The organism is Sphingomonas sp. BT-65 (assembly GCF_026107375.2).
Taxonomy (GTDB): Bacteria; Pseudomonadota; Alphaproteobacteria; order Sphingomonadales; family Sphingomonadaceae; genus Sphingomonas.
The window spans coordinates 1,165,937-1,189,061 of sequence record NZ_JAPCIA010000001.1 but is presented as its reverse complement, the minus strand read 5'-3'; the positions used below and the strand labels follow the sequence as shown (position 1 = coordinate 1,189,061).

General features: G+C 67.9%; 17 protein-coding genes. 10 read left to right on the top strand and 7 right to left on the bottom strand.

Features of this window, described 5'->3' with window-relative positions:
• Window positions 1-125 precede the first annotated feature (125 nt).
• The 4 genes from OK349_RS05745 to OK349_RS05730 form a co-directional block, all read right to left on the bottom strand.
• A complete protein-coding gene (locus OK349_RS05745; RefSeq protein WP_265116861.1) occupies window positions 126-1,514 on the bottom strand; it encodes an efflux transporter outer membrane subunit in 1,389 nt (462 codons plus the stop codon).
• Window positions 1,511-4,567, bottom strand: coding sequence for an efflux RND transporter permease subunit (locus tag OK349_RS05740; protein ID WP_265116860.1), 3,057 nt, complete (start codon window positions 4,565-4,567; stop codon window positions 1,511-1,513). The genes OK349_RS05745 and OK349_RS05740 overlap by 4 nt, the downstream gene beginning before the upstream one ends.
• On the bottom strand, window positions 4,567-5,604 hold the full coding sequence (locus OK349_RS05735; RefSeq protein ID WP_265116859.1) for an efflux RND transporter periplasmic adaptor subunit: 1,038 nt from the start codon (window positions 5,602-5,604) through the stop codon (window positions 4,567-4,569). The genes OK349_RS05740 and OK349_RS05735 overlap by 1 nt, the downstream gene beginning before the upstream one ends.
• Window positions 5,605-5,737: 133 nt before the next feature.
• Window positions 5,738-6,556, bottom strand: a complete 819-nt coding sequence (locus OK349_RS05730) for a MipA/OmpV family protein (RefSeq protein ID WP_265116858.1) — start codon at window positions 6,554-6,556, stop codon at window positions 5,738-5,740.
• Between the two features lie 131 nt (window positions 6,557-6,687).
• Here OK349_RS05730 and OK349_RS05725 point away from each other — a divergent pair, with 131 nt between their 5' ends.
• The 4 genes from OK349_RS05725 (at window position 6,688) to OK349_RS05710 (ending at window position 14,043) form a co-directional block, all read left to right on the top strand.
• Window positions 6,688-7,485 carry a LytTR family DNA-binding domain-containing protein gene (locus tag OK349_RS05725; protein WP_265116857.1) on the top strand — a complete coding sequence of 266 codons (798 nt, stop codon included), beginning with the start codon at window positions 6,688-6,690 and terminating at the stop codon, window positions 7,483-7,485.
• Window positions 7,486-7,550: 65 nt separating this feature from the next.
• Window positions 7,551-8,138, top strand: coding sequence for a TetR/AcrR family transcriptional regulator (locus OK349_RS05720; protein ID WP_265116856.1), 588 nt, complete (start codon window positions 7,551-7,553; stop codon window positions 8,136-8,138).
• A gap of 300 nt (window positions 8,139-8,438) precedes the next feature.
• Window positions 8,439-11,174, top strand: a complete 2,736-nt coding sequence (locus OK349_RS05715) for a TonB-dependent receptor (protein ID WP_265116855.1) — start codon at window positions 8,439-8,441, stop codon at window positions 11,172-11,174.
• A 58-nt stretch (window positions 11,175-11,232) separates the two neighbouring features.
• Window positions 11,233-14,043, top strand: coding sequence for a hypothetical protein (locus OK349_RS05710; protein WP_265116854.1), 2,811 nt, complete (start codon window positions 11,233-11,235; stop codon window positions 14,041-14,043).
• Between the two features lie 186 nt (window positions 14,044-14,229).
• On the opposite strand, the gene OK349_RS05705 is transcribed toward OK349_RS05710, so the two are convergent.
• The 3 genes from OK349_RS05705 to OK349_RS05695 form a co-directional block, all read right to left on the bottom strand.
• Window positions 14,230-15,399: a mandelate racemase/muconate lactonizing enzyme family protein gene (locus tag OK349_RS05705; protein ID WP_265116853.1), complete on the bottom strand. Its 1,170-nt coding sequence runs from the start codon at window positions 15,397-15,399 to the stop codon at window positions 14,230-14,232.
• 16 nt (window positions 15,400-15,415) lie between these two features.
• Entirely contained in the window at window positions 15,416-16,342 is a 927-nt protein-coding gene (locus OK349_RS05700) for a dihydrodipicolinate synthase family protein (protein ID WP_265116852.1), read from the bottom strand.
• A 100-nt stretch (window positions 16,343-16,442) separates the two neighbouring features.
• Window positions 16,443-17,165, bottom strand: a complete 723-nt coding sequence (locus OK349_RS05695) for an IclR family transcriptional regulator (RefSeq protein ID WP_265116851.1) — start codon at window positions 17,163-17,165, stop codon at window positions 16,443-16,445.
• A 157-nt stretch (window positions 17,166-17,322) separates the two neighbouring features.
• Between OK349_RS05695 and OK349_RS05690 the strand changes: the two genes are divergently transcribed.
• From OK349_RS05690 to OK349_RS05665, 6 genes are read left to right on the top strand one after another with little or no spacing between them, the layout of a single operon-like run.
• Window positions 17,323-18,270, top strand: coding sequence for a 2-dehydro-3-deoxygalactonokinase (locus tag OK349_RS05690; protein WP_265116850.1), 948 nt, complete (start codon window positions 17,323-17,325; stop codon window positions 18,268-18,270).
• On the top strand, window positions 18,267-19,487 hold the full coding sequence (locus OK349_RS05685) for an MFS transporter (protein ID WP_265116849.1): 1,221 nt from the start codon (window positions 18,267-18,269) through the stop codon (window positions 19,485-19,487). Before OK349_RS05690 ends, OK349_RS05685 begins: the two co-directional genes overlap by 4 nt.
• The gene (locus OK349_RS05680) at window positions 19,484-20,551 is read left to right on the top strand and encodes a DUF4432 family protein (RefSeq protein ID WP_265116848.1); all 1,068 of its coding nucleotides are present in this window, start codon (window positions 19,484-19,486) and stop codon (window positions 20,549-20,551) included. Before OK349_RS05685 ends, OK349_RS05680 begins: the two co-directional genes overlap by 4 nt.
• Window positions 20,541-21,272 (top strand): SDR family NAD(P)-dependent oxidoreductase, encoded by a 732-nt coding sequence (locus tag OK349_RS05675; RefSeq protein ID WP_265116847.1) that lies wholly within the window; start codon window positions 20,541-20,543, stop codon window positions 21,270-21,272. The genes OK349_RS05680 and OK349_RS05675 overlap by 11 nt, the downstream gene beginning before the upstream one ends.
• Complete coding sequence (locus OK349_RS05670; RefSeq protein WP_265116846.1) at window positions 21,269-21,910, top strand: 2-dehydro-3-deoxy-6-phosphogalactonate aldolase; 642 nt, start codon at window positions 21,269-21,271, stop codon at window positions 21,908-21,910. The genes OK349_RS05675 and OK349_RS05670 overlap by 4 nt, the downstream gene beginning before the upstream one ends.
• On the top strand, window positions 21,907-23,106 hold the full coding sequence (locus tag OK349_RS05665; protein ID WP_265116845.1) for a GDSL-type esterase/lipase family protein: 1,200 nt from the start codon (window positions 21,907-21,909) through the stop codon (window positions 23,104-23,106). Before OK349_RS05670 ends, OK349_RS05665 begins: the two co-directional genes overlap by 4 nt.
• Window positions 23,107-23,125 lie beyond the last annotated feature (19 nt).

The window sequence follows — 23,125 nt, the reverse complement described above, 5'->3', positions numbered from 1 at the left end:
ATCATTTCCCGACCGATCGGGGGAAGGCGGGATATAGGAAGCGGGACGGGCGCTGTCAAATGTGCCGCTGCACGACGAAGGACATTGCGATTGGTACCGCTGGTCTGCGTGAAGCGCCGACAACCTTAGCCCCCCAATGCCCGGTGGAAAGCGATCAGGCTGCGTGCGGCCTCGGCTTCGGCGCCGGCTAGGGCGGTGCGGGCGGCGAGCAACCTGTCATCTTCCTGGATCAGATCGATCAAGCTGATTTCGCCCGCCTGCCAGGCAGCCCTGGCGAGGTTTCGAGCGCGCTGTTGCGCGGCCACTTGGCGAGAAAGCAGTTCGGTGCGGGCGCGGTTCTGGGCAAAGGCGGCGAAGCTGGTCTCGACCTCTTCGGCCGCGCGCAGCGCCGCCTGACGATAGGCCGCGATCGCTTCACGCTCGACACCGCGCGCCCGGGCGACCTCGGCATCGATGCGGGGGAAGTCGAACAGCCGCCAACGCAGGCCGGCAGCACCCTGGATCATATTGGCGCCGTCGCTGAGCAGGTTCGAGGCAGCATTCGACCGGAATCCGAGCAGCGCGGAGAGCGACAGGCGCGGATAATATTCGGCGAGTGCGACGCCGATCCGCGCGTGCGACGCCGCCAGCCTTCGTTCGGCCGCGACCAGGTCCGGCCGGCGGCGCAGTAGCTGGGCGGGCGCTCCCGCACCGGCCAGCGCCGCTTGCGGGACGGGCATCGGCGCCTCCAGCCCAAGCCGGTCAGCCTGCGGCTCCCGGCCGAGTAGAACGGCAAGGCGGTTGAGCTGCGCCTCGATCCCGGCATCGAGCGGCGCAATCGCCGCGCGGGCGCCTTCGGCCGCTGCGGTGGCCTGCTCGGCCTCGCGGCGCGAGGCGTCCCCCAACGCGAGCCGCTGCCCAACCAGCTGTGCGAGCTTGCTGGCGGAATCGGCCTGAACGCGCGCGATCGCGAGCTGCGCCTGGAACGCGCGGAGCTGGGCATAGGCATCGGCAACTTCACCCGCGACGGTCAGCCGGATCGCCGCGCCGGTTGCCTCGGCCGCCTCATACTCATAGGCGGCCGCCTCGCGCCCGCGGCGCAGGCCGCCGGCAAGGTCCAGCTCCCAGCTCGCGCCTGCGGAGAGATCGAATTGGCTCACGCCGCGATCGATCCCCGGAGCCAGTCCGACAAGCTGACCTAGCCCGGTCTCGGTCGACTGGCGGGTGCGCGCGGCGCTCGCCTCGATCGCGCCGCCGGGCAATCGCGCGACGCCGGCGGCACGCAGCGCCGCGCGGGCCTGATCGACGCGCGCAAGTGCTTGTTCGATGTCGAGATTCTGGGCGAGCGCGATCTCGATCAGGCGGTCGAGGTCCGGATCGCGAAAGCCCTTCCACCAAGGCCCTTCCGCGCCAGGCGGTACGGAGGGCGGGCCGCGCCACGCCGGCGCGGTGGTGATCGCGGGCGGGCGATAGTCGCTGCCGGCGGTGCAGGCCGCGAGCGGCAGCAGGAACAGCAGGCCAATATGGCGGATCATGCCGGTTTCTCCTCGTCTCGGCCGGCGAGCAGCAGGTACATGACCGGTGTGGCGATGCGGGACAGGATGGTGGAGGAGACGAGGCCGCCGATGATCGCGATCGCCAGCGGCGAGTAGAGACCCGACCCCTCGATCGCGAGCGGCAGCAACCCGCCGATCGCGGTGACCGAGGTGAGCAGCACGGGCAGGAAGCGCACCTCGCCTGCCCGCTCGATCGCCTCGCGGACGCGCATTCCCTCGGCACGAAGCTGCTCGGTGAAGTCGACGAGCAGGATCGAGTTCTTGATCTCGATCCCGATCAGCGCAACCAGCCCGATCGTGGCGGTGAAGGACAGCGAGTAGCCGGTCACCCACAGCGCGGCGACGGCGCCGAGCAGCCCGAGCGGGATGATTCCCGCCACCACGGCAACGGTGCGGAAGCGGCCGAATTCGAGCACCAGCACCGCGAGGATTCCGAGCACCGCGATTACGATCGCGGCTCCAAGCCCCGCGAAGCTGCGCGACTGGGCCTCGGCCTCGCCGCCGATCGACAGGCGGTAGCCGGGCGGCAGGCTGAGTGCCTGCAGGACATGTGCGACGCCATCCGCCGTGACGCGGGAAGTGAGAAAGCCGGGGCGGACATAGGCGGTGACGGTGACCGTGCGGTCGCGGTTGAGCCGGTCGATCCGGGCAGGCCCGCCTTGGGGCGAGGGTTTGGCGATGGCGGAAAGCGGAACGGCAGCGCCGTCACGGCCCGGGGCATAGATCCGGTCGAGCACGGCGAGCTCGTTGCGCGTCTCCATCGGCAGGCGCACCATCACCGGATAGTCGTCGCCGTCGGCGTCGCGGAACCGCGCGGCGGGTTCGCCGCTCAGCGCCAGCCGGGTGACGCGCCGTGCATCGCCCGCCGCAACGCCGAGCGCCGCCGCCTTGTCGTCGTCGATGCCAAGCGACAGGTCGGTGCGGTCGAGCTGCAGCGGATTGCCCACGTCGCGCACGCCGGGCGTGGCGGCGAGTGCCGTTTCAGCGGTGCGCGCGAGCGTCTTCAGCGTGGCCAGCTCGGGCCCGCTGATGCGGATCGCCACCGGCGCCTCGGTCTGGGCGCCCTGTTCGAAGACGAGAACGCTGATCTTGGCGCCTGCATAGGCGGCGAACTCGCGGCGCAGCTGCTCTATCTTGGCGTCACTCTCACCCGCGTGCCAGACGGGAAAGGCAGCCGCCACCTCGCCGAAATTGGGCGCCGGCTCCTGCTGGCCGACATTGTAATAGAGCTGCGGATTGCCCCGGCCGCTATTGGCGGCATACCAGGCGATGCCCGGCTCGCGCGCCAGCCGGCGCTCGACATGGGCGACGGCGCGGTCAGTGGCGGCCAGCGCGGTGCCCTCGGGCGTTTCCACGCGCACCAGAAACTGCGGGGTCTCGGCGGGCGGGAACAGGCTGCTGCCGATCGCGCCCAGCAGCGGCACGGTGAGCAGGCATAGCGCCAGGATCACCGCCAGTGCGCGCCACGGACGCTCCAGGCCGTAGTGGAGCACCGGGCGGTAGAGGCGGTGGATGCCCTGATTGATCGCGCGCAGCAGGCGGTTGCCGTCGTGATCCTCGTGGCGCGAGAGCAGGCGGCTGGCGACGAAGGGGATGACCGTCATCGACACGACGAAGGACGCCGCCACCGTCGCCAGCACGGTCACCGGCAGCGCGCGGATGAAGGCGCCCGACCCCTCGGGCAGCATCATCAGCGGCAGGAAGGCGAGCATGAGGCAGCCGGTGCAGCCGATCACCGCCAGCGCAATCTGGCCGGTGCCCTGCACTGCGGCGGTCAGCCGGTCCTCGCCTTCGCGCAGGCGCCGGGCGATATTCTCGGTCACCACAATCGAATCGTCGACCAGCAGACCGAGCGAGAGCACGAAGCCGGCGATCGAGAGCTGGTTGAGGCTGAAGCCGAGGGCATGGATCAGCGCCAGTCCCATCAGCAGCGAAAGCGGGATCGACACCATCACCACGCCCGCTGCGCGCCAGCCGAGCGGAAGCAGCGTGACGGCGACGATCAGCAGCGCCAGCACGAAATCGCGCGTGAGGCCGCCGAGGCGATGGCTGACATTATCGGCCTGGAAGAAGGCCCGCTCGAGCTTCACCCCGGCGGGCAGGGTCTTCTCGAATGCGTCGAGCGTCGCACGCAGGTCGCGGGTGATCGCAGTGACGTCGCCGCCTTCCTTCTGGTTGGCTGAGACCAGCACGGCTCGCTTGCCGCCGAAGCGCGTGATGTGCTCGAGTTCGGCGGTGTTCCACGAGACCTCGGCCACGTCGCGCACATGCACCACCCGGCTGTTGAGGCTCGCCACCGGCACGGCCTGGACCGCGGCGATGCTGTCGAACGCGCCGCCCTGGCGCACGGTCAGCCGCCGGTCGCCGGCATGGACCGCGCCGACCGGCGCTTCCACCCCCGCCCGGGCAAGCGCGTCGGCGACCGCGCTCGCTGGCAGTCTCAGTTGCGCCAGTTTCCCGAGATCGAGCGCGACGCGCATCTCCGAAGGCGGCACGCCCCAATAGCGTGCGTCGCGCACGCCCGGAACGCGCTGGATCGCTTCGCGCAGCCGGTCCGCGGTCTTCTCCAACCGACGCATGGGCAAGTGCTCGCTCACCAGCGCGACCTGCATGATCGAAACCTCGATCGTGCGCGCGCGCTGAACGTCCATCCGCGTCACGCCGGCGGGCAGGCGCGAACGGAGCGCATTCACCTCGCGCACCACCTCGTCATATTTGCGGTCGGAATTGGTGCCCCAGGTGAACTCGACGCGCACCTGCGAGCTGCCGTCGGCACTGGTCGAGCGCACCTCCTCGACATCGTCGAGCGCGTCGAGCGCGTCTTCGATCGGCTTGGAGACGAGCTGTTCCATCTCCGCCGGGGTCGCGCCGGGCATGACCGTGCGCACGGTCATGAAGGGCGAGGGAAATTGCGGGTCCTCCGTGCGCGGGATCGCCGAAAAGGCGTTGAGGCCGAGCAGCGCGCACAGCGCGAACAGCACCAGCGTGAACTGCCAGCGCCGGACAAAGAAGGTAGCGGGATTGAAGCGCATCAACGCACACCTCCGGTCACGCGTACGCGCTGCCCGTCGGCGGCGAAGCCCGCGCCGGAGGTGATGACCTGCGCGCCCGCGGGCAGCCCCGCGACCAACGCCTCGTCACCGGTGAAGCCGACGAAGCGCACGATCCGCCGCCGCGCGCGCTGCGTCTGGCGATCGAGCAGGAACAGCGCGGCCTGGCTGCCCTTCGCCTCCAGCACCGCCTCGGCCGGAATGGCGGCGATGCCCGCGCCACCCGCGGCCGGGGCGTCGATCTCGACGGTGCCGGTCATGCCGCTGACCAGCCCGCGGGCATCGGAGAGCCGGATCTCGACTTCGGCGGTGCCGGTGCGGGCATCGACCTGTGCCCCGATGCGGCTCACCGTGCCGGTGACGATCCGGTCCCCGGCTGTCAGGCGCGCGGCCGCGCCGGACCGGACGCGGACAAGCTGCCCCTCGGGCACCGGCAGGCGTACCAGCAAGGGACTGGCGGTGTCGGCGATGCGCAGGACCGCCTGGCCGGGCGACACGGTCTCGCCGGCCTGGGCGATGCGCTCCAGAACCACACCCGCGGCCGGGGCACGCAACTGCGCGGAGTCGCGATCGAACGCGGCAGCGCGCAGTGCCGCCCGCGCCTGGTCGAGCGCTGTGCGTTCATCGTCATAGCGGGCACGCGCCACCGCGCCGCTCTCGCTCAGCACTGCATAGCGAGCCGCGGCCCGCTCGGAGCGGCGGACATCGCCTTCGGCCTGCGCCACGCGCGCCACGAGATCGCGCGCATCGAGCGCGGCGAGCGCCTGGCCCCGCCCCACCCGATCGCCGATATCGGCGTCCAGCCGTGCGAGCGTTCCCGCGACGCGGAACGCCAGCGTCATCTCGCGCTGGTGCGCGATCCGCCCGACCGCCGATATCGCGCCGGCATCGCCTTGCGGGTTCGCGGCGACCACTTCCACCGGGAGGGGCTCGGGCTCGGTTGCGGGAGGTTGCGCGGCGCCGCAGCCGGCAAGCAGCAGCGCGCACGTCACCAGCGGGATTTGCCTGAAGAAGGTCATTGGTGGTCGGCGTCCCTTTGTGCGCTTGGCATGTCGGAGCAGGAGCAGGTCCAGCCGATGCCGCAGGCGATCAGGGCGAGCCCGGCGAGACCGAGCAGGAGCCGCTGCCACCAGCGCATCGGCCGGCACGGCGCTAGAAGCGGTACGAGAGCGCGAGTCCGGCAACGCCCTGATGGCGGGAACCCTCGTCGCGCACGATCGGACTGTCGGCGGCGTCGCCGAGCAAATAGCTCCAGCCGAGGCGGCCGAGCAGCCCCCAGCGCCGGTCGAACTGATAACCGATCGTCACGCCTGCCCCGGCATCGCGCAGCGAAGCGCCGGGGTCATAGGCTGCGAGACCAGAGCGCGTCGCTTCGCCCGGGGTGATCCCGAAATAGGTCCGCGTATAGGCGCCGTCGCCCCAGGTCGCCTGGGTGTCGAGCGCGAGCGAGAAGCGCTGCGTCCGCAAGGCGAGATAGGTGACGCCGCCGGTGACCAGCACGCCGTCATGCGTTCCCGAGACATCGGCGATCGCCGTCAGATCGAGCTGGAGCTGGCCCTGTCCCGTGCGGTCGCCGCCCAGCCGGATGCCGACGAAGCCGCCGAGCTCGACCGCCGCATCGATCTCGTCGAGTACGCCGACGCGGCCACCCGCGTCGCTATCGCGCCCGAGGCGGACGTTGACGAGCGGGCCGAGCGCGAGCCGATCTGCAGGCACGATATCGGCGCGGAGCTGCGATCCCCGGAGATCCACCGACACGCCGCCGTTGCGTACCGTGCCGATCGCGAACGGAACCAGCCGATATTCGTCCGAACCTTCGAAGCGCGGCGCGAGCGCGGGTCCGATCGCGACGAATCCGGACCAGCCTTCCTCCTCGGGCGGAGCGGTTTCATCGGCCGCCTGCGCCAGCGCGGGAGCAGGCAGCAGGAGCAGGACGATCGGCATCAGCGGCGGCAGCATCTTGTCGGGCATCGGGCAACTCCGGGCGAACATGGGGGTGCCGTCCGCTATCGGGGGGCCGGATCGCGCCGCGAGCGCAACTACGCGGTTGCGTCGGCGACTTCGTGAATTTACAGTGTAAACGAGTTCGCGGGAGGTTGGTCATGCGTGATTTCGCGGTTTTGCCAGTGCCCCGATGGGCCGAGCGTTTCTGGGCCGAGGTGGGACTCGCCGTCGCCTGCGGCTTCCTGCTCGCTCTATGGGGCCCGTTCCATACCTATCAGAGCGAACCGCTGCAGCGCCTCGGCTTCTGGATCGGTCTTTGTGCGGTTTGGTGCGTATTGATGATGGTCGTGGAGGCGTTGGTCGACCGCAGCCCGCTCGCCCGGCATCTCTCCTGGTCGCAACGGCTGGCGGTGAAGCTGATGCTTGCCACGTTTCCGATGCTGCTGGCGGTCGCCCCGGCCATCCAGGCGCTGTTCCACGTCACGCCTGCCTGGCACAAGGTCCTGCACCTCTATCCCAAGACGCTGCTGGTCGGGGCCGGCATGACGCTCGTCTCGATCGCAATGATCGGGCGGCGGCCGCGCATCCACCGTTTCGTCACGGATGCGGAGGTGCCCGTCGCCGAGCCGCGCATCGCGGAGCCGGTCGTCGACGCGCTGCAGGAGCGGCTGCCCCTGCATCTGCGCGGGCCGATCCTCTGCCTGCAGATGGAGGACCATTATGTTCGCATCCATACCGCCCGTGGTTCGGCGATGGTGTTGATGCGCATGGGCGATGCCGTGGCGGCGTTGGGGGAACGGGGGCTGCGGGTCCACCGGTCCTGGTGGGTCGCGCATGCCGCGGTAAAGGCCGGCGGCCGCGCGGGCAGGACATTGCGGATTGAGCTGCACAACGGGCTGACCGTCCCGGTCTCCAAGCCCTATTCGCAGACCGTGCGCGAGACGTTCGGGCATTGAGCGCCGGGTGCGAACTGGGCGCGCGATGGGCAGCCGCCGCCGGGCACGACCAGGCACGCGAAGTGTTGCGCGCGGCGGCGCTTCGCGAGCTGCGCGAACGGGGCGCGCGGAATGTGTCGATGCGTGGGCTTGCGGCATCGCTGAACATCAGTCCGATGACCGCCTATCGCTATTATGCCGACAAGGAAGAACTGTTCCGCGACCTCAAGTCGGAGATCTCGACGCGTTTCACCGACGCGCTCCGCGCCGGCACCGAGACTAGCGGCGAACCGCGTGCGCAACTCTACGGCGCGGGCGTGGCCTATCTCGAATTCGCGATCGCCAACGAGCACGAATATCGCCTGATGTTCGACGAATGGCTGGGCGATATCGAGTTCCGGCCCGAGGGGGCGCTGCAGAATGCCCTCAGCTGGCAGCTGCTCATTGATCTGCTGCGGCGGCTGAACCCCGGCGCGGACGATGCCGAGCTGAACGGGATCGGGCATGTGATCTGGGCTGCGCTTCACGGTCTTGCCATGCTGCACTTGGCGGGCCGCGTCAGGCTTCAGCCTCCTGTCACTAAGACCGCCGCGCGCCAGCTGGAAATGTTGCTCGGTCTGATCAGTGTGCGCCGCTTGGCAATGGCTGACAGCCTGTCAAGCCTTGAAGGCTAGGGTGCGCTGCGGATCAACGCGGCGGCGCATCGCAATATATCGCGCTGTGGGCCAATGAGGCTGGGGCTGTGCTCCGAGTATTTCGCTCCACGCCCATGGGTGCTATATTAGTCACAAATAATCCCAGGCTGTAGCGATCTCGGCGCAGGTGCCGCGCAGAGCCGGAGCGCTGTTGCATAGCCAGAGGCCCCTTGAAAGCAGCGTTGCCCACCCTTCACTCATGCTCAATTGACAGATGGCTAAATTAGCAACATTATGCACTTCAAGTGGCGGGTAATCGCTGCAATTGGGGAGGCTGAAATGGCTAAAGGCCGCGTAATCGCTTTGAATGTCTTTGGGCTGGCGCTGAGCTCGACCTCAACGTTGTGCTATGCTCAGACCGCGGCGCAGCCTGGTCAGGTCGCGACAGCGCCGCGGCAGCAAGATGGCACCTCGACGCCAGCGCCGGCTGCTGGCGAAGGCGCCGAAGAAGTTATCGTCACGGGTATCCGCGAGAGCCTTGCCCAGAGCATCGACATCAAGCGCAATTCCGACCAGATCGTCGATTCGATCGTCGCCGAGGACATCGGCAAGCTCCCCGACCGCAACGTCGCCGAATCGCTCTCGCGCGTCTCCGGCGTGCAGGTCGAGCAGGGCATCGACGAGGCCAAGGAGATCTCGATCCGCGGCCTTCGCCAGAACCGGCTCGAATTCAATGGCCGCACGCTCGTCAGCCCCTATGGCCGCGGCCCCGACGGTCCAGACGAAGGCGCCTATAGCGTGATGACGCTGATCCCGTCCGAACTCGTGGGGCGGATGGACGTGACCAAATCGCCAGCTGCGTCGAACATCGAGGGTTCGATCGGTGGTACCGTCAACATCATGACGCGCCGGCCTTCGGCCAGCCGGCCGTTCTTCTTCGGCGCCTCGGTGGAGGGTGTCTACAAGGACAAGTCGGGCAAATTCTCCGGGCGCGGCACCGCGCTGGTCTCCAAGTCGCTGTTCGACGGCACGCTCGGCGTGTCGTTCGGCATCAACTATCAGAAGCTCAATATCCGCACTGATTCGTTCGACAGCGCCACGGGCTTCCGGCCGTTCGACAGCCGTTTCAACAACAATCCCGCGGGCATTCCACTCGACCCGAACGGCGACGGATCGCCGGTTCACTGGATCAACGACTTGCGGTTCCAGGTCCTTGAGGAAGAGCGCGAAAAGCTTGGCCTCGTGGCGAGCGTCAACTGGACGCCGTCATCGCGGTTCCGTGGCTATTTCGATTTCCTCTATGCGCGCGCCAATACCGTGCGCGACCGAAACTGGCTCGCCATCCCCCTGCAGCCCACCGGGAGCGCCTATACCCAGCTCACAGTCGATGAGAATGAGAACCTGATCGCCGGCACCTTCCGCGCGACCAACATCCAGGGGAATGGCGAGGTCATCCAACTCCCCACCAACATCTATTCGGGCGCGGTGGGCGGCAGCTGGGACGTGACCGACCGGCTGACGATCTCGGGCGAGTTCGCCTATTCCGAGGCGAGTCAGGACTATACCCAGTCCTATCTGAGTACCAAAACGCGCACCCAGCAGGTCGTCGCCTTCGATTTCCGCGACGCGCTGGTGCCGGCGGTCACCTTCCCCAACGGCCTCGATCTCACCAATCCGGCGAACTTCGTGTTCAACACCTCGTTCGACAATTTCTTCGACTATGCGTCAAAGGAGGTGTCGGGGAAGCTCGATGTCGTCCAGGAACTGGACGGCTTCCTGCGCAACGTGAAGCTGGGTGTGCGCTACAACCGGGTCGATTCCGATCGCGGCACCTATCGCAATCAGGTCATCTTCTCGGGCACCTCGGCGCCGGTGACCAACTTTCCGGGCAACTGGCGCGTCGCGGAATATCCCGACTTCCTGGAGGGCGTGGAGGGGAATTTCCCGCGCGCCTACATGACCGGCGTGCCGCTCGGGACCTCGGACTATGTGTGCGAGGCGATCGTGGCGACGTGCGAGCCCCAATTGTTCGATCCGACCTCGTCCTACCGGCTCGTCGAGACCACCTACGCGGCCTATGGCCAGGCCGATTTCCGCTCGTCGCTGTTCGGCATTCCCTTCTCGGGCAATGTCGGGCTGCGCTATGTGCGCAACGAGGTCGACGCATTCGGCTGGGCCGGCGTCCGCTACGATCCCGACAGCGTGCGCCCCAACAACCAGTTCGTGCGCTATGACGACTGGCTGCCGAGTGCGTCGCTGCGCTTCGAGGTGGCGCCGCGGACGCTGCTCCGCCTGGGCGCCGCGCGCAGCATGGCGCGCGCCGACACCACCGACCTGACGCCGTCCTTTTCGGTCGTCGAATCCTCGGGCGTCGCTACGGCCGGCAATCCAGCTCTCGAGCCGTTCCGCGTCAACTCTCTCGACGCTTCGCTTGAATTCTATCCGACAAAGGGCGCGATCTATTCGGTCGCCCTTTTCTACAAGGACGTCGAAACCTTCCTCTACCGGCGTGTCTTCTTTGAGGAGATTCCGGGTTTCACGCCGGACCCGGTGAACAATCCCGACGGCCTCTTCGCGATCACCCGCACGGTCAACGGCCAGGGCGGCAAGATCAAGGGCCTCGAGGCCCAGATGAGCCAGCCGCTGAGCTTCCTGCCGGGTCCTCTCGACGGGCTCGGGGTCAATGCCACCTTCACCTATGTCGACAGCAGCACCGGTATCCCCGACGTGCGCACCGGCGAGGATCTGCCGCTGCAGGGGCTTTCGAAATACAACGTCAATCTCGTCGGCTATTATGAGAAGGGGCCGATCGGCGTGCGGCTCGCCTGGAACTGGCGGAGCAAATATCTCTCCAGCATCTCGTCTGGCGGCAGCGGTACCTATTATCGTCCCTATGACAGCCTCTCGGCGTCGATGAACTTCGACCTCAACAAGAATGTGAAATTCTATCTCGAGGCGACCAACCTCACCAACACGCCGAACCGCCGCTACAGTGTGTTCGAGGAGGCGACGCAAACCTACCGGCTCGGCGGGCGCACCTTCACCGCTGGCGTGCGCGTCCGCTTCGGCAAGTAACATCCCCTCTACCGCGGCGCCCCGTGGCGCCGCGGCTTTTTTCCGAGGATTGCAAGTGATGCTGCGTAACCTGGGACTGTTGGCGGCGGGCGTGGCCGCGGTGTCGATGTTCCACCCGTCCACCCCGCTCCAGGCGAGCCCGCGCACCGATGCCGTTGCCGAAACACCGCCGCTTGGCGAGTTCGGGCTCGAGTTCGTCGTGCTCTACCGCGAGACCGATCCGAAGATGGCATTGCGTCCGGCGGGCATTCCCAGGACGCCTTACAATGTCGCCACCTGGCTTGCGCAGGATCCGGCGCGCGCCGACCTGACCGGCGTGAAACGCGCGGCAGCCACGCAGGGCGACGGCTTCGACGATCGCATCCTCGATGCCTCGGCCGAAGCGCGCACCGCGAACTATTTCAACAGCGGCGAACGGATCTCCCTGAAGCCCAGCAGCGTCACGCGGACCGCGCAGGGCTGGATGCTCGCCTTTCCCGACGACCCCCGTTTCACGCTCGAGGCGGAGGTGGTCACCAAGGACAAGCCATACCCGCTCGTCCGTTACCGGCTGAAGGCGAAGAGGCCGGGCTATTTTTCGGTCGGCTATGTCGGCGCGCCGGCGCACGATGCAGCCAAGGCCGACGAGGTCTGGCAATCGCTGATCTGGCAGGAGCGCCGGATGCCGGCGAACAGCTACCTGACGCTCGCCTATCAGGCGACGCTGCCGACCGCGCTCGTCCGCAAGGGCGACCGCGTCTATGGCGCGCTCGCCGCGGCCGAGGAGTTCCCCTTCCAGCCGCTGCCGCTCGCCGACAACAGCCGCTTCGGCATCGCGGTGCGCGGCGAGGACGGGCGCGCCCAGCCGACAATCTTCGCGCCGGTGATTGGCGGGAAGGGATCGCAGCTCAAGCCGGGCGAGACCACCAGCTTCAGCTTCTACACCGTCGCCGAACGCGCGAGCGACATCACCCGGACCTATGAGAAGCTCGCCCGCGACATCTACGGCTTTCGCGACTATCGCCACAATTCGATCGCCTCGCTCAACACCGCGTTCGACAATATCGTCGATTATTCGCTGACCGAATATGCCAACTGGATCGCCGAGCTGAAGGGGCCGTCCTATTCGACCGACGTGCCCGGTGCGGTGAAGAATGTCAGCAGCCTCAACCCGCTCGAATTGGCGCTGGTCGCGGACCGGCCCGAGCTGTTCGAGGGGCGCGCGGCGCCGGTGATCGAGTATCAGCTTTCGCGCGAGAAATTCCTGTTCAGCCTCGATCCCAAGCAGAAGATCCAGGACCCGTCGCGCGCGCTCAAGGGGCCGGCCGCGCCGCTCTCCGAGCTCACCGCGCTCTACAACATCTTCGGCCGCGCCAACCCGCTGTTCCTCGATCTCGCGCGCGAGGCCTATGGCACGACGCGGGTGCGCAACCTCGACGTCGCCGAGCAGGGGGACCGTTGGCAGAATGCGCTCAACCTCTATCTCGCGACCGACGAGAGGCGCTATCTCGACGCCGCGGTCGCGGGCGCCGACGCTTATCTCAAGGAACGCGTGGATTCGCCGTCGAAGTCGTTCGACGGCTCGGCGCAGTTCTTCTGGACCGGCTTCGTGCCGGACTTCATCAACCTCTTCCGGCTGTACGAGGTGACCAAGAAGCGGCGCTATCTCGACGCTGCGCACATCGCCGCGCGCCGCTACACCATGTTCACCTGGATGGCACCGCGGATCCCCGACGAAAACGTCACGGTCAATCCGGGCGGCAAGGCGCCGGTCTACTGGTATCTCAAGTCCAAGGGGTTCAAGCCGATGACCGCGCCCGAGGAACAGGTGCCGGCCTGGCGCCTCTCGGAGATCGGCCTCACGCCCGAATCCTCGGGCACGGCGAGCGGGCACCGCGGCATCTTCATGGCCAATTACGCACCGTGGATGCTGCGCATCGGCGCCGAGACCGGGGACGCCTTCCTCCAGCAGGTTGCGAAGGCGGCGACGATCGGGCGCTATCGCAGCTTCCCCGGCTACCACATCAACACCGCGCGGACGAACATCTACGAGCGCGCCGACTATCCGCTCCATCGCCACGAGGAGTTGAGCGTCAACTCCTTCCACTACAACCATATCTGGCCGATGGCGACGATGCTGCTCGACTATCTGGTGAGCGACGCGCACGTCCGTTCGCGCGGTCAGATCGATTTCCCGGCCGAGTATATCGAAGGCTATGCCTATCTGCAGAACAGCTTCTACGGGCATCGCCCGGGCCGCTTCTACGACGATCAAGGCGTGCAGCTGTGGATGCCCAGGGGGCTGGTCCGCGCGGACTCGGTGGAGCTCAACTATATCGCGGGCTATCGTGGGGGCGCGCTCTACCTCGCCTTCGCCAACCAGTCGCAGCAGCCGGTGCGCAGCCGCGTCACGCTCGACCCCGCGCGTGTATCGGTGGCGGGCCGGATCGTGAAGCTCTCAGCGGAGGGCGAGGCGGCATCCAAGGGAGCCGAAGGTTTCGAGATCGTGGTTCCCGCGGGCGGGATCACGGCGCTGAAGATCGAGGGTGCGCAGCCCAAGGCCGCCTTTCAGAAGAAGCTGCTTGCCAAGGCCGAGCGTATCCCCAACGATCATGTCGCGCTTGCCGCGTGCGACGCGCGCAGTGCGCTGCTCGGCTTCGGCGGTCTCGGTCGACGCGCGTTCGTCTATTGCCGCGACGACGACAGCAAGGTGCGCGGCGTCACGCTCAGCTATCGCGACGCTTCAGGCAAGCAGCAGCGGCTGACCGACACGGCTTATCCGTTCGAGTTCACCGTCGAGGGGCTGGGCAACGGAGGTTTCGACTTCGAGCTTTCGGCCGAGCGCGTGGACGGAAGCCGCAAGACGAGCCGCGGCGTTCTGGGACGCTAGGCAATATCGGCACCGACAACGCCAGAGAATCGCTTCTATCCTCCCCCGCCAGGGAGAGGTGTCAGCCGCAGGCTGACGGAGGGGCGGATGCCAGAACGATGGCGGCGTGCCTCCTCCCCCTCCGCGCTTCACGCGCCACCTCCCCCTGGCGGGGGAATTAGGATGGATGCCCGGGCGTCCTGTCGCTCAGATCGCCTCGGCGTAGCTCCAGAGGCCCTCGCCCGGCGCCACGCCCAGGCCCGGTCCCTCGGGCAGGCGATAGGCGCCCGCCTCGCATGCCAGAGCGCCGTCGAGCAGCGCCGCGTTCCGGTCGAAGATCGAATGCTGATACTCGTGCATCGGCAGATCGAGGATCGCCGCCGATGCCTGAAGGCTGGCGGCAAGGAAGATTCCGGTTCCGATCGTCGCGTGCGGAATCGTCGGAATGTGGTGCGCGCTTGCGAGCTGGGCGATACGCATGAACTGGGTGATGCCGGTATGGCCCATCTCGGGCTGGACGATCGCGACCGCGCCGGCGGTGAGCCGCGGCTCGGCGTCGTAGACCGTGCGCCACTCCTCGCCCGCAGCGATCGGTGTCGTGACCGAGCGCGCGACATAAGCGAGCCCGGCCACATCCTCGGTCTTCAGCGGCGCTTCGGCGAAGGCGAGGTCGTGGCGTTCGAGCCGCCGGATCAGCTGGGCGGCGTCGCCGCGGCCGTGCATCCAGTGGAAATCGACCATCAGCCGCGCCTCGGGACCCAGCGCCTCGCGCAGCGCGCCGAGTTCGCGGTCGAGCCCGTCCCAGCTCACCGCCGCGGCGATCTTGAACGCGGTGAAGCCCTGGTCGGCGAAGTTCTTCGCCAGCGCCACGCGCTCGTCGAGCGTCGCGCGCGGCAGCCCGGAGATGTAGGCGGGGATCGACTGGCGCCGCTCGCCACCGAGTAGCTTGCGGATCGGAAGGCCGGCGATGCGGCCGCAGATGTCCCACAGCGCGATGTCCACCGCGGCCACCGCATCGAGGTAGAAGCCCCCGCCATAGCCGCGCACGCGCAGGATGTCGTAGAGGTCCTCCCACAGCACCGCGACGTCGAACGGGTCGCGGCCGGTGACGATCGGCGCGATCAGGTCATCGATGAAGGTGCCGATCACTTTCGGGGCGGTGAGGCCATAGGTCTCGCCCCAGCCGACCACGCCGTTGCGCGTGGTGACCCGGACGACCACCGAACGGTCCTGCGTCGGATAGATGGTGCGATTGGACTTGCGCACGAAATAGCCGCGCGTATTGACCTGCTCGCCCGCGCCGAGCGGCCCGAGATAGGGCGTGTCGCGTGGAATGGTGACCACGAAGGCTTCGATGCGTTCGATCCGGTCGTCCATCGGTGTCTTCCTCGGGTCAGCCGGCGCGACGTTGGGCGATGGCCTCGGTGGGCGTCAACAGGTCTGCGAGGCTTTCGAGCAGTTCGTCGAGCTCGCGCAGGTCGTGCTTGTCGAGTGCCGGCCCCGGCGCACGGACGAAGGCGCTCGCGATCAGGCCGCGGCGGCGAAGCACTTCCTTGGTCAGCCGCCAGCGATAAATCGCCTGCATGTTGAGCAATGGCAACGTGCGCTCAAACAGCCAGCGCACGCGCGCCCAATCGCCTGCGCGATGGGCCGCGACGAGCTGGACATGCAGATCCGCGATCTCGACCGCAGGCATGGTGCCGATCGCGCCGCGTGCCAGCTCGTCGGTGATGTAGCGGCCGCCGGCGCCCCCGAACACGCCCTCAAGCAGTCCTTCGCCCTGCTCACGCAACGCAGTGATGCGCTGACCGCAGGGAACGGTCTCCTCCTTCACATAACGGATGCCCGGCGCTGCGCGCACGATATCGAGCACCGCCTCGGGGGAGAGGCCGAGGCCCATCGGTGCCGGCGCGTTCTGGAGCATGATCGGCACGTCCGCCGCGGCCGTAAGCCGTCGGTAGAAGCCGGCAAGGCCGTCCCTGTCGACGCCATCGCGACCGGGGGTCACTACCATCGCGGCGCTGGCACCGGCGCGCGCCGCGGCGGCGATCACCGCTTCGCTCTCTTCGTCGCTCTTGCCGCCCGCGCCGCACACGAACGCGGCACGGCCCACGACGCGCTCGCCGATCAGTCCGATCAGGTGTAGCCGCTCATCGAGCGTGAGATGGTCATACTCGCTCGCAAGCCCGGGAAAGACGACGCCATCGACACCACAATCGAGTGCCCAATCGGTGACAGCGCGGACCCCGGCTTCGTCCACCATACCCTCGTCGGTGAAGATGGTCGGCAAGACCGGAAAAGCCCCGTTGATCGTCGACATGTTCATCCCTCACCATGTGCGCTCCCTGGCGCGGGGATGTCCAATCATATTATTGCTAAATTAGCAATTAAAATGTTTCAGTGGTCGCAACAATGAACGCTCATTCGGCGATCTTGGCGGCTGCCTCGCGCAAGGCGGTGACGATTTCGGGCGTGGCTTCCTCTGGAATCCATCCCGACATGCCGATCGCCGCGAAAGCTGGATCGGAGACGCCGATCGCAATGGTGTGCCGGTCCTGGTTCTCGCCGACGCGAACGCGCGCATATCCTTGCGCGCGCGTCTCGGCGAGGGTGTTGAGCAGGTCGTTTACCCCGCGCGGATAGCCCGGGACGTCCTCGCCTTCGTAGAGCTCGACGACGTGCGCGTCGTCGAACCCCGCAAGCAGGGCGACGCCAATGCCGTTCTCGCTTGCCGGAAGCAGGCCGATGCGGCCAAGCGCCTGCGCCGTCTCCATCCCTGGCGGCGCGTGGAACAGGTAGCTCACATCGTGGTTCCACAATACGCCCATTGCAATGGTGAGTCCGAAGCGCCGCAGCTCCTCGAGCGCGGGCATGGCGTTCTGCACGAAGCGCGATGCGAAAAGGCTTTGTGCCGCAAGCACATGCATGCCAGGACCCGCGGTGTATTTGCGGTTCGCGGTCTGCCGCGCGATCCCCAGATAGGCGAGCGTCTTGAGCAGCCGGTTGACGCGAGTGGGGTTGAAGCCGAGCTTGCGGGCAAGCTCGCGATTCCCGATCGGCTCCGGTGAGACGGCCAGCGCCTGGAGCGTGGCAATGCCGTCGATAAGGCTCTGGTTGGGTTGGGCGTTAGGTTTGGGCCGCACTGCCGGCGCTTCCTTCACATGGTCACTCGCACGGCAGACATGATCCATGCGACTGCCGAGCGCAATCGATCTATGGCAAGCTCGGATTGACTTGTCGCTAAATTCGCAACATTTATCGCGCAGAGGCCGGCGTTGGGGCCGTATGTGGGAGGTGTGCGTGGCAGCAGCAGGGCGTTTCATCGCGGGCGACTGGGGCTCCAGCTTCATGCGTCTGTACCTCTGCGAGACCGGCGCGCCCGCACGGATTCTCGAAACCGCCAGCGGGCTGGGCATCAAATTCTGCGACAATCCTGAAGCGGCGTTTTTCGATGTCGCGGGTGCATGGATCGATCGCGATGGTCCATTGCCGGTCGTGCTGGCCGGGATGGTGGGATCGAACATCGGCTGGGTCGATTGCCCCTATGCGCCGTGCCCGGCGGGCCTCGACGACCTTGCGGCGCGAATGACGCGCTTCGAGGTGCGAGGGGTGCCGGTGGCGATCGTGCCGGGGCTGTCCTGCACCAACATCTTCGGCCTGCCGGACGTGATGCGCGGCGAGGAGGCGCAGGTCTTCGGGTGGCTGGCGCAGGCCGGGGCAGGGGGGCGCCGGACGCTGTGCCTGCCCGGCACTCATGCCAAGTGGTGCAGCGTCACGGACGCGCGCGTCACGCGCTTCTTCACCAGCATGACCGGCGAGATGTTCGAGATCCTCGTCGCGCACAGCCTGGTCGGCCGCGACATGACGCCGGGGACTGCAATCGAGGCAGGCGACCCCGCCTTCGTTCGCGGCGTCGAGATCGCCGTGTCGGACCCGCGGCTCGCAGTCGAGCACGCCATCTTTTCCGCGCGCAGCCTGCGCGTCACCGGATCGCTATCGCCTCAAGCCGCGCGTCCCTATCTATCCGGTCTGCTAATCGGCTGCGAGATACGCGACGCCCTCGCCGCACTGGCGGCAGCGGGCGAGCCCGTGGATCATGTCACCCTGATTGGCGCTCCGGCACTCTCACTGCTCTATGCGGCCGTGCTCGATCGCCTCGGGGTTGTCCACGCGATGGCGGACGTCCATGCAGCCAGCCTGGCGGGACTTGCCGCGCTGGCCGGACATACGCAACCGGTGTCGGCATGAGCGCTGGCGCCAAGCCAGGTTCGAAGGTGCGCTGGGCGATTCTCGCGCTGCTCTTCTTCTCGACCGTCCTCAACTATGTTGATCGCCAGACGCTCTCGATCCTGGCGACCACGATCCAGGCTGACCTTGGGATCGACGACATCGGCTACGCGCATGTCGTCCAGCTCTTCCTGATCGCCTATACGCTCGCCTATTTCGTCGTCGGATGGATCACCGACCGGCTCGATTCGAAGCTCGCATTGGCGCTGTTCGTCGGCTGGTGGTCGATTGCCAATATGGTGACGGGGCTGGTCCATAGCGCCGGCCAGCTCGGCGCGGCGCGCTTCGCGCTCGGGCTTGGCGAGGCGGGCAACTACGTCGCCGCGCCCAAGGCAGTCTCCGAACATTATGCGCCGCACGAACGCGGCTTCGCGGTCGGCGTCTATACCGCCGGGGCAATGGTGGGCGCGACCATCGCGCCGCCGCTGATCGGCTGGCTCGCGCTCAGCTATGGCTGGCGCACGGCGTTCGTGGCGACCGGTGCGCTGGGATTCGTGTGGATGGCGGCGTGGCTGGTGCTGCGCCATGGCCAGCCGAGCCAGACGGCCGTCGGCGCAGCGGCCGAGAAACCTTCGATTGGGGCGATCCTCAGCGACAAGTCGGTCTGGGGTCTCGCGCTCGCGCGGACGATCACCGATCCGGTCTGGTATTTCTACCTGTTCTGGTTCCCCAAATATCTGGGAGACGCGCGCGGGCTTCCGCTCGCTGCGATCGCCGCGACGGCCTGGCTCGTCTATCTCGCCGCGGATATCGGGAGCGTGGGCGGTGGGCTGCTGTCGGGCCGATTCGTCCGCCGTGGCGCGGCGCCGATCGCGTCGCGCCTCAGGGTGATGGGGATGGGCGCCTGCCTGGCGCCGCTGGGGGCGCTGATCGCATTCCAGCCTTCGCTTCCGGTTACCTACGGGCTCGCCGCGTTGGTGGCGCTGTCGCATATGATGTTCCTCGGTAACCTGACCACGCTCGCGGTCGATCGTTTCCCTCAGGCGCGGGTGGCGACGATCTTCGGGCTGATCGCCGCCGGCAGCGGGATCGGCGGCATTATCTCGACCCAGCTCGTCGGCGCTTTCGCCGCGACGCGCGACTATGGCACCGTCTTTCTGGTGATGGCGGCGTTGCACCCGATCGGCTGGCTGATCGCGCGCGCGACTGCAGGCAAACCGGTGGAGGCACGCCAGTGACCGGTCCGCACCGCAATCATGGCGCCCGGCTGCGCGAGTTCGTCTGGCGCGGCCATCGCTGCGTCAGCCTTGAGAATGCGCTGCTGCGCGCGGTCTTCGTGCTCGACAAGGGTTGCGATCTCGTCGAACTCACCCACAAGCCCAGCGACACCGAGACGCTTCACCTGGCACCCGCAGGGCTGGCGCCGCCTGGAGCCATTGCCTCGTCATCGCTGGCGGTCGGCGCCTTTCGCGACCAGTTCCCCGGCGGCTGGTATGTGATGCTACCCAATGGTCCCGGCCCTTGCGAGCATCGCGGCGCGAGTTATGGGCAGCACGGCGAAGCAACCTTCCTCGCTTGGGAATATGCGATCGAACGCGACGACGAATGCGGCGTCGCTATTCGGACCTGGGCGCGGCTCCGGCGGACGCCGGTGGTGATTGAGCGGCGTATCGCGCTGGATGGAGCGGGCGCCACGCTGATCATCGACGAGGCGGTCTCGAGCGAAGCGGCGCACCCGCTGGAGGTACTGTGGGGGCATCATCCGACCTTCGGCGCGCCGTTGATCGAAGCGGGCAGCGCGGTGGACCTGCCCGCCTGCACCATCGTCACTGCCGAGACCCCGCCGCCTGCTGCAACCCTCGAACCGGGCACGCGCGCGGCCTGGCCGACGCTCGTCGACCAGGATTTGTCGATCATCCCGGGTGACCGCGACAACGCCCAGGACTTCGTGCGTTGCGAGGAGATGGCGAGCGGCTGGTTCGCGGTGCGAAATCCACGGCGCGGTGCGGGCGTGGCGGTGCGCTGGGACGAGACGCTCTTCCCGCTGCTCGGCTATTGGCGTCTGCTCGGCGGCGGCGACGGCTATCCATGGTATGGCGCGCGGACGATGCTGGCGCTCGAACCATGCTGTGACTTGCCGTCTTTGGCAGATGCTGCCGCGCGCGGGACCGCGATCACCCTCGTTCCGGGCGAGCGCCGCGCGACGCGGATCGAAGCCACGTTGTTCACGGCCGATGGGCGGTCCGTGCGCGATGTGGCATGGGGCGGCGCGCTGAGCTGGAAGGATGTCGATGCGGCTTGACGGGGAGATTGCGGTGGTGACCGGCGGCGCGGGTGGGATCGGCGCAGCGGTCTGCGCGCGGTTCGCCGCCGCCGGCGCGCGCGTCGCCGCGCTCGACCTCCGGGTACCGTCCGTCGGCGATGTGGCGCTTGCCTGCGATCTGGCGGACGATGATGCGGTGACGGCTGCGGCAGAGACGGTCCGGGCACGACTCGGCGCGCCGACGATCGTCGTCCACGCCGCCGCGACGACCGAGTTTGCGGGCACCTTGCAGTCGTCGCCGGCCGCCTTCTTGCGCGTGTACGACGTGAATGTCGGCGGCGCCCTCCGCCTCGCGCAGGCCTTCGCGCCGGATATGCAGCGCGCGGGGAAGGGGGTGTTTACCTTTGTCTCGTCGATCAATGCGCGGATGGGCGCGCCAGGGCTCGCCGCCTATGCCGCCTCCAAGGGCGGGCTCGAGACCTTCCTCAAGACCTTCGCGCTCGAAGTCGCCGACAGCGGCATCCGCGCCAACGGAGTCGCGCCGGCGTCAGTGGATACCCCGATGCTCCGCGCCTCGTTCGCTCGCGCGCCCGATCCCGCCGCGGCATGCGCCGCGAATGTGCTCCGGCATCCGTTGGGCCGCCTCGGCACCGCGGAGGAAGTGGCCGACCTCATCCTCTTCCTGTCCTCCGATGCCGCGGCCTGGATCACCGGCACCGTGGTCGGGATCGATGGCGGGGCGGGGATCACGCGGCGGTGACTCCATCCTTCGAACAGGCGAGCGCGCGGCTGCCGCTGATTCCCATCCTGCGAGGGATCACGCCGAACGCAGCGGTAGAGACGGGCGCAGTGTTGCTCGACGCTGGCTTCACCATGATCGAGGTGCCGCTCAACTCGCCCGATGCCTTCGTTAGCATCGCGGCGCTGGCGGAAGCGTTCGGCGATCGCGCGATGATCGGGGCGGGGACGGTGTTGGACACGCCGTCGCTTGAACGCGCCGCTGACGCGGGCGCCATGCTGATCCTCGCACCCAACACAAATGGCCAGGTGATCGCGCGTGCCGCATCGCTGGGTCTCGCCGCCATGCCGGGTGTCGCGACCGCCAGCGAGGCCTTTGCCGCGATCGATTCCGGCGCGGCGGCGCTCAAGCTGTTCCCGGCCGGTGCGCTCGGCGCGGAGACGCTGTCCGCCTGGCGTGCGGTGCTGCCGCAGCACTTTCCCATCTATGCCGTCGGCGGCATATCCGAGGATGGCTATGCCGCGTTCGTCAAGGCGGGCGCCACGGGTTTCGGGATCGGCACGGCGCTCTACCGGCCGGACCAGCCGGTCGCGGAAACCGCCGAGCGTGCGCGGGCGGTCGTCGCCGGCTGGCGGGCGCTGGGCGAGCCGGCGCAATGATCGACCGGCGGGCGCTGCTCGTCGCCATTGCCGCTTGCCCGATTGCAGCCGCCGCGCGCGTACCGGCGCGTTCCGGTCCAGCACCCTTCACGCTCTGGGCGACCGCGACCGACCGGCTCGATTATGCGATTGCCGACCAGACGGTGCGACTCGCTCTACGCGCCACCGCAGGCGCGCCGAAGGTGCGGCTGCGGATCAGCAATGCTTTTGGCGTCGAGCCGCTCGAGATCGCTTCGCTGCATCTCGGTCTCCGCCAGACCGACGCGACGGTGCGGCCCGGCACGAACCTCCCGCTCACCCTCGGCGGCCGCCGCTCGATCCTCATTCCCGCGGGCGCGAGCGTGATTAGCGATCCGGCGCCGCTGTCTGTCGCAGCCGGGAGCGATCTGCTCGCGAGCGTCGCGGTGCGGGGAAGGCCGGCTGGTGTCACCGGGCATCTGCGTCCCAAGGACTGGTCGTGGCTATCCGCGCCCGGCGACTTCGACGCGGTGGAGGACGCAGCGGCGTTCCCGACACGCGTGCCGCACTGGTTCTTCGTCGATGCGCTGGTGGGCGAGGGCGCGTCCAATGCCGGCACCGTCGCCTTTCTCGGCGATTCGATCACCGACAGCGGCTCCGAGCCGCGCGGCGGCTATCAGGGCTGGGTGGATTCCCTGGCCAGACGCGTGGCGGCAACGTCCGGTGCGTTGCCTCTGGGCCTCGCCAATCTCGGCATCTCGGGTAATCGGATCACGGCGCAGCGCCCAGGTGCGGGCCCGAACGCGCTCGCGCGCTTCGATCGCGATATCGCGGCGCTTCCCGGCGTGCACACGCTTGTGCTGTTCGAGGGGATCAACGACATCTACGGCACGCCGATCGCCGCGGAGGCGCTGATCCAGGCGCATGCCCAGCTCGCGCTGCGTGCGCGGCTTCGCGGCCTGCGCGTGATCGGCGCGACGCTGCTGCCCACGCGCCGCCAAGGCTTTACCGCTGAGCGCGAGGGGGTGCGCGCCGCGCTCAACCAGTTCATCCGCGCGAGCCCTTTGTACGACGCCGTCATTGATTTCGACCGGATCGGCGGCGATCCCGCTGATCCGCTGGCGTTGCGTCCGGCTTATGACAGCGGCGACCGGCTGCATCCGGGGCCCGTCGGGTATCGCGCAATGGCACAGGCGGTGCCGCTCGACCTGCTCTATCCCAAACGCCCGCGCCGCTAAGGGCGCGGGCGCGTTGGTT